The sequence below is a fragment of the Rhodopseudomonas sp. genome, assembly GCF_036404135.1.
Classification (GTDB): domain Bacteria; phylum Pseudomonadota; class Alphaproteobacteria; order Rhizobiales; family Xanthobacteraceae; genus Rhodopseudomonas_A.
The window spans coordinates 36,826-42,825 of record NZ_DASWPE010000052.1 but is presented as its reverse complement, the minus strand read 5'-3'; the positions used below and the strand labels follow the sequence as shown (position 1 = coordinate 42,825).

6 protein-coding genes and 1 pseudogene are annotated in these 6,000 nt (G+C 66.9%); 4 read left to right on the top strand and 3 right to left on the bottom strand.

The genetic code is table 11. The features are described 5' to 3' along the window. From VGC77_RS06145 to lgt, 3 genes and pseudogenes are all read right to left on the bottom strand, one after another. A pseudogene (locus tag VGC77_RS06145) lies at positions 1 to 106 on the bottom strand (polyphenol oxidase); the annotation flags it as partial. Then, positions 103 to 1,170, bottom strand: a complete 1,068-nt coding sequence (locus VGC77_RS06140) for a class I SAM-dependent methyltransferase (protein ID WP_414709619.1) — start codon at positions 1,168 to 1,170, stop codon at positions 103 to 105. The gene VGC77_RS06140 and the pseudogene VGC77_RS06145, both read right to left, overlap by 4 nt. Positions 1,171 to 1,243: 73 nt before the next feature. Beyond that, a complete protein-coding gene (gene lgt / locus VGC77_RS06135; RefSeq protein ID WP_331170685.1) occupies positions 1,244 to 2,098 on the bottom strand; it encodes a prolipoprotein diacylglyceryl transferase in 855 nt (284 codons plus the stop codon). A gap of 220 nt (positions 2,099 to 2,318) precedes the next feature. Here lgt and VGC77_RS06130 point away from each other — a divergent pair, with 220 nt between their 5' ends. From VGC77_RS06130 to ychF, 4 genes are all read left to right on the top strand, one after another. After that, a complete protein-coding gene (locus tag VGC77_RS06130; RefSeq protein ID WP_331170684.1) occupies positions 2,319 to 2,585 on the top strand; it encodes an accessory factor UbiK family protein in 267 nt (88 codons plus the stop codon). Between the two features lie 512 nt (positions 2,586 to 3,097). Further along, positions 3,098 to 3,844, top strand: coding sequence for a 50S ribosomal protein L25/general stress protein Ctc (locus VGC77_RS06125; RefSeq protein ID WP_331170683.1), 747 nt, complete (start codon positions 3,098 to 3,100; stop codon positions 3,842 to 3,844). 21 nt (positions 3,845 to 3,865) lie between these two features. Beyond that, positions 3,866 to 4,480 carry an aminoacyl-tRNA hydrolase gene (gene pth, locus VGC77_RS06120; protein WP_331170682.1) on the top strand — a complete coding sequence of 205 codons (615 nt, stop codon included), beginning with the start codon at positions 3,866 to 3,868 and terminating at the stop codon, positions 4,478 to 4,480. 154 nt (positions 4,481 to 4,634) lie between these two features. Next, positions 4,635 to 5,732 carry a redox-regulated ATPase YchF gene (ychF, locus tag VGC77_RS06115; protein WP_331170681.1) on the top strand — a complete coding sequence of 366 codons (1,098 nt, stop codon included), beginning with the start codon at positions 4,635 to 4,637 and terminating at the stop codon, positions 5,730 to 5,732. Positions 5,733 to 6,000: the final 268 nt, after the last annotated feature.

The following is a 6,000-nucleotide window of genomic DNA, read 5'->3' as shown; positions in this document are numbered from 1 at the left end:
CGGCGTTCAGCCCGGCGTAGATTCCCTGCGAGACGCCGCCCTCGCGGGTGAAAAAGGCGTGACGCAGGCCCGGAACGGCCGCAAGCAATGGCGAGGTGATGGTCATTGCGCGGCGGTCCGCGTGGCTTCGGGCAGGTCGCTCAAGCCGGCGATCTGTTCGAGGTCGGGTTCGGAAACCGCCATCACCTTGAACATCGAGCCCATGCCGCCGCGACCGCCTTCGACCAGCCGCTTCAGCGCGCTGGCGACGTCTTCCGAAATCTCCAGGCTGGCCTTGCCCATCAACGCCACGGCGCGGTTTTCGACGCCGAGCCGCTTGAGGAATTCGCCCTGCGTCACCGGGCCGTGCACCCGCGCGCCCATGTCCTGCGCGCCGCGCGCCAGCGCCTGGAAATCGACATGGGCGGTGACGTCGGCGCGGCCGGGGTTCTGGAGGGGGTCGGCGAAGCTGTGCCGGGCGATCGCCTGGAAGGTGTCGCCGGCGTCGCTGCGCAGATGGCGGTAGTCGATGATCAAGGCGGCGCCGCCTTCGTCGCGCACCCGGCTGGCGATCGTCATGATCTCGGCATCCGGCCGCCATTCGAACACCGCGCCCTGTGGCGCCGCGCGGACCAGCGGCGGCAGCAGCTGCTCGAAATGCGGGATCGGCTCCGGCGCCACGCCGAACACCAGCCGGTCGTTGGCGTCGATCTCCACGGTGCGCTCGTGCCAGCCGCGTTCGCCGCGCACCATCTGGTGGATCGGCAGCACGTCGAAATACTCGTTGGCCAGGATGATCGAGCTGCCGCCCGGCACCTCGCCGAGGCTGGCGTGCCAATGCAGGTTTTCAACGCCGGCCAGCGTCGCCTTCTGCTTCTCGCGCAGCACCGGGTTGATCTCGATGAGGTGGATGTGCAGCGCCTGAAACAGCGGCGGGACCACCTTCAGCGCGCGCAACGCGTCCGCCATCATGGTGCCGCGGCCCGGGCCGAGCTCGATCAGCCGCACCAATTGCGGCGAGCCGATCGATTTCCACACCGACGCCGCCCACAGCCCCAGCAATTCGCCGAACATCTGGCTGACTTCGGGCGCGGTGGTGAAGTCGCCTTCGCGGCCCAAGGGATCGCGCGAGACGTAATAGCCGAAGCCGGGGTGGGTGAGGCACAGCTCCATGTAGCGCCACACCGGCATCGGGCCGGCGGATTTGATCAGCTGCTTGATGACGTCCTGAAGCGACAACGGGTCGGTCACGGCGAACTCCGGTTCAACTGAGAGTTTGGCGCGCCGCGACGGCGCCGGTCAACGCCGCGCGTCGCCAGGCCCATAGCGCCAGCAGCGAGCCCGCGATCACCATCGGCACCGACAGCAGCATGCCCATGGTCAATCCGCCCCACAAAAAGCCGAGCTGTGGGTCGGGTTCGCGGAAGAATTCGCCGACGATCCGCGCCACGCCGTACAGCCCGATGAAGCTGCCGAGGATCAGCCCCGGGCGTTTCAAGGCGCCGAAGCGAATCAGCAGCGCCAGCACGCAAAACAGCACGACGCCTTCCAGACCGGCCTCATAAAGCTGGCTGGGATGGCGCGGCAGCGGCCCGCCATGCGGAAACACCATGCGCCACGGCACGCTGTCGTCGGCCGGCCGGCCCCACAATTCGCCATTGATGAAATTGGCGATGCGGCCGAGCAACAGCCCGATCGGGCCGACCGCGCAGGTGACGTCGCCGAGCGACAGCACCGGCAATTGCCGCTTCCAGCCGAACGCCAGCACCGCGACCACGCAGCCGATGAAGCCGCCATGGAACGACATGCCGCCCTTCCACAATTCGACGATTTCCGCCGGGTGCTGCACGAAGAAGTCCAGATTGTAGAACAGCACATAGCCGGTGCGGCCGCCGAGGATGATGCCCAGCGTCACCCATAGGATGAAGTCGTCCCAGGCCAATAGCGGGATCGGCGAGGGGCCGCCCCATAGCCGCTGGTTCTTCAGCAGCGCGCGGGCATAGACCCAGCCGATCACGATGCCGCCGATATAGGCCAGCGCGTACCAGCGGATCACGATCGGGCCGATCGCCAGGGCGACCGGGTCGAACACGGGAAAGGCGAGGGTGAGGAATGGCATCGGGTCCGACTTACGATGAAAGCCGGCGCCGGGCTAGGGCGCAGGGCGGGTTTCGGGCGGCGCGGCTACGGGGCGACGGTCTTGCCAAGGGCGTGGTCACGATTACAAGGGGCGTGAAACCTGGCAAAGCGCTGGCCTGTCGGCGCGGCCTTGCGGGGCGGCCCCGGCATCGCCATTGTCAGGTGCGCCGCGGCCATTTCGCATACCACCGGAGTACGACATGACTCAGACCAGCAACCGGCTTTTCGACGAAATCGGACGCCTGATGAACGACGCCGCCGGCGCCGCCCAGGGCGTCAAGCGCGAGGTCGATACCGTCGTGCGCACCCAGGCCGAAAAATTTCTGCGCGACCTCGATCTGGTCAAGCGCGAGGAATTCGACGTGGTGAAGGACATGGCGCGGCTCGCCCGCGAGGAAAACGAGGCGCTGAAGGCGCGGATCGCGGCGCTGGAGGCCAAGCTCGCTGGCGGCGCGCCGACCGCCTGAGTGCGGACGCGAGCCGCCGGATGAACGACGTCTCGGCGAGACTTGTTGATTCCGAGACTCCCAACAGGATCGCCGTCATCCTGAGGAACCCGGCGTAGCCCGCAGGGCGAAGCCGGGTGTCTCGAAGGATGGGCCGCAGGCATTGACGGCCCCGTCGGAGCCGCATCCTTCGAGGCTCGCCTGTGCCTCGTTCGAGGAGAACCTGCCCCGTCGTGGCGGCTCGCACCTCAGGATGACGGCGCTGCCGGTCTTGCTCAGCATCAGGAACGATCGATTTGTGGCCGCCGGCGCCGGTCCAAGTGCCCCAGAAATTCCCGCCGGTTTCCTTGTATTTCCGGGACTTTGGCGCTAAAAGCCCGGCACGTCCGCAGCCCCCGCACCCCTGGAGGCTTGCTGCGCCGTGCAACATGGGCCGCTTTGCGGCCTTTCGCTTTTGAACCAGAGCCGTCTTTCGAATCCGCGATCCTTGTTGGCGCGCTTGGAAACGGTTCGTCTAAACAAGGACTTATACGATGGCGACCGTCAAGGAATTGAAGGCGACCGCGCGTCCGGCAGGCGGCAAGGGGGCCGCACGGGCAGAGCGTCGCGCCGGCCGAGTGCCCGGAGTGATCTATGGAGACAACAAACCCCCGGTGACGATCTCGGTCGACGACACCGAACTGCGCGCCCGCATCATTGCCGGCCGCTTCCTCACCACGATTTTCGACGTCGAGCTCGACGGCCAGAAGCATCGCGTGATTCCGCGCGACTTCCACCTCGATCCGGTGCGCGATTTCCCGCTGCATGTCGACTTCCTGCGGCTCGGCGCGGGCGCCACCATCCGCGTCAGCGTTCCGCTGCATCTGAAGAACGCGGAAGCCGCGCCGGGCGTGAAGCGCGGCGGCACCGTCAACATCGTCACCCACACCGTGGAACTCGAGGCGGAAGCCGAGAGCATTCCGCAGTTCATCGAAGCCGACGTCGGCCAGCTCGACATCGGCAGCTCGCTGCATCTGTCCGATGTGGCGCTGCCGAAGGGCGTCAAGACGCTGTCGCGCGAAGACCTCACGCTGGTGACCATCGTGCCGCCGTCGGGCTACGCCGAAGAACTGAAGGCGGCGGCTGCGGCCCCGGCCGGCGGCGCGGCTGCGCCCGCGGCGGCGGCTCCGGCGGCTGGCGCCAAGGCGCCGGCAGCGGGTGCCAAGGCTCCGGCAGCAGGCGCCAAGGCCCCGGCTGCCGGCGCCAAGGCTCCGGCAGCCCCGGCGGCCAAGAAGAAGTAAGGCGGTCTGGACCGCCGCATCATGCGCCTGTTGGTGGGCCTCGGAAATCCTGGCGCGAAGTACCAGGGCAACCGGCACAATATCGGGTTCATGGTGCTCGACGAGATGGCACGGCGTCATGGGTTTTCCCCATGGCGCCGTCGCTTTCAGGGCGAGACCGCGGACGGCACGGTCGGCGGCGAGCGCGTCACGCTATTGAAGCCGCTCACCTACATGAACGACTCCGGCCGCGCGGTGCAGGACGCCGCGAGTTTCTTCAAGCTCGGGCTGCCCGACATCATCGTCGTGCACGATGAGATCGAACTGCCGGCGGCGAAATTGCGGGTCAAGGTCGGCGGCGGCATCGCCGGACACAACGGGCTGCGCTCGATTTCGGCGCATGTCGGCAACGACTATCGGCGGGTGCGGATCGGCGTCGGTCACCCCGGCGCCAAGGAACTGGTGCACGGCCACGTGCTGAATGATTTCGCCAAAAGCGAGCGGCCGTGGGTCGAGGCGATGATCGAGGCGATCACCGAGCACGCCGGATTGCTGCTCGCGGACCGCGACTCCGCGTTTCAGAACAAGGTGCATCTGGCGCTACAGGCCAAGGGATTTTTGGACAAGGCCGACAAGGCGGAGAACGGCGGCAAGTAACGCCGATCAGCCACACCGGCCGTCACCCTGAGGTGCGAGGGCGCAAGCCCGAGCCGCGAAGGGCGGCGGCCCATCCTTCGAGGCGCGCCGGACGACGCAACAGCATCGCCCGGGAGCGCGCAGCTCAGGATGACGGAGAGAGTCAGGGGACGACATGGGATTCAAATGCGGTATCGTCGGGCTGCCGAATGTCGGCAAGTCCACGCTGTTCAACGCGCTGACCGAAACCGCGGCGGCGCAGGCGGCGAACTACCCGTTCTGCACCATCGAGCCGAATGTCGGCGAGGTGGCGGTGCCGGATCCGCGGCTCGACAAACTCGCCGCCGCCGGCAAGTCGGCGCAGATCATCCCGACGCGGCTGACCTTCGTCGACATCGCCGGCCTGGTGAAGGGCGCTTCCAAGGGCGAGGGGCTCGGCAACCAGTTCCTCGCCACCATCCGCGAGGTCGACGCCATCGCCCATGTGGTGCGCTGCTTCGTCGATGACGACATCACCCATGTCGACGGCAAGATCGCCCCGATCAACGACATCGAGACCATCGAGACCGAGCTGATGCTGGCGGATCTCGATTCGCTGGAGAAGCGCGTCGACAATCTGACCAAGAAGGCCAAGGGCAACGACAAGGACGCCAAGGAACAGCTCGACCTGGTCAACCGCGCGCTGGTGCTGCTGCGCGAAGGCCGCCCGGCGCGGTTTCTCGAGCGCAAGCCCGAGGAACAACGCGCCTTCGGCATGCTCGGGCTTTTGACCTCGAAGCCGGTGCTCTACGTCTGCAACGTCGAGGAAGGCTCGGCCGCCGACGGCAATGCGTTCTCGCAGGCGGTGATGACGCGCGCCAAGGAAGAGGGCGCGGTCGCGGTGGTGATTTCCGCCAAGATCGAATCCGAGATCGCGACCTTGTCGCGCGAGGAGCGCGTCGACTTCCTCGATACGCTGGGGCTGCACGAGGCCGGGCTCGACCGGCTGATCCGCGCCGGCTACGAATTGTTGCACCTGATCACCTATTTCACGGTGGGGCCGAAAGAGACCCGCGCCTGGACCATTACCAAGGGCACCAAGGCGCCGCAGGCCGCGGCGGTGATCCACACCGATTTCGAAAAAGGCTTCATCCGCGCCGAGACCATCGCCTATGAGGACTACATCGCGTTCGGCGGCGAGGCCGGCGCCCGCGACAACGGCAAGCTGCGGCTCGAAGGCAAGGACTACGTCGTCGCCGATGGCGACGTGATGCATTTCCGGTTTAATACCTAAGACGGGGCGTGAGACGGGGCGTGGCGTCGTCCTCAGCCACATCCGCGGCCGTCATCCTGAGGTGCGCGCAAATATCAGCGTCGCGCCTGATCTTCGCGCATCGTGGCGCGCCTCGAAGGATGACAGCGACGAGTACCTGCGGCCCATCCTTCGAGGCCCGCGCATAGCGCAATCGGGGCGAACTCACGATGCGCGGCGCGCGGGCACCTCAGGATGACGTCGTGGGCGCGGGGAGCGTGCTTTGCGGCGAGGCTAAGCGTTCGTAGCC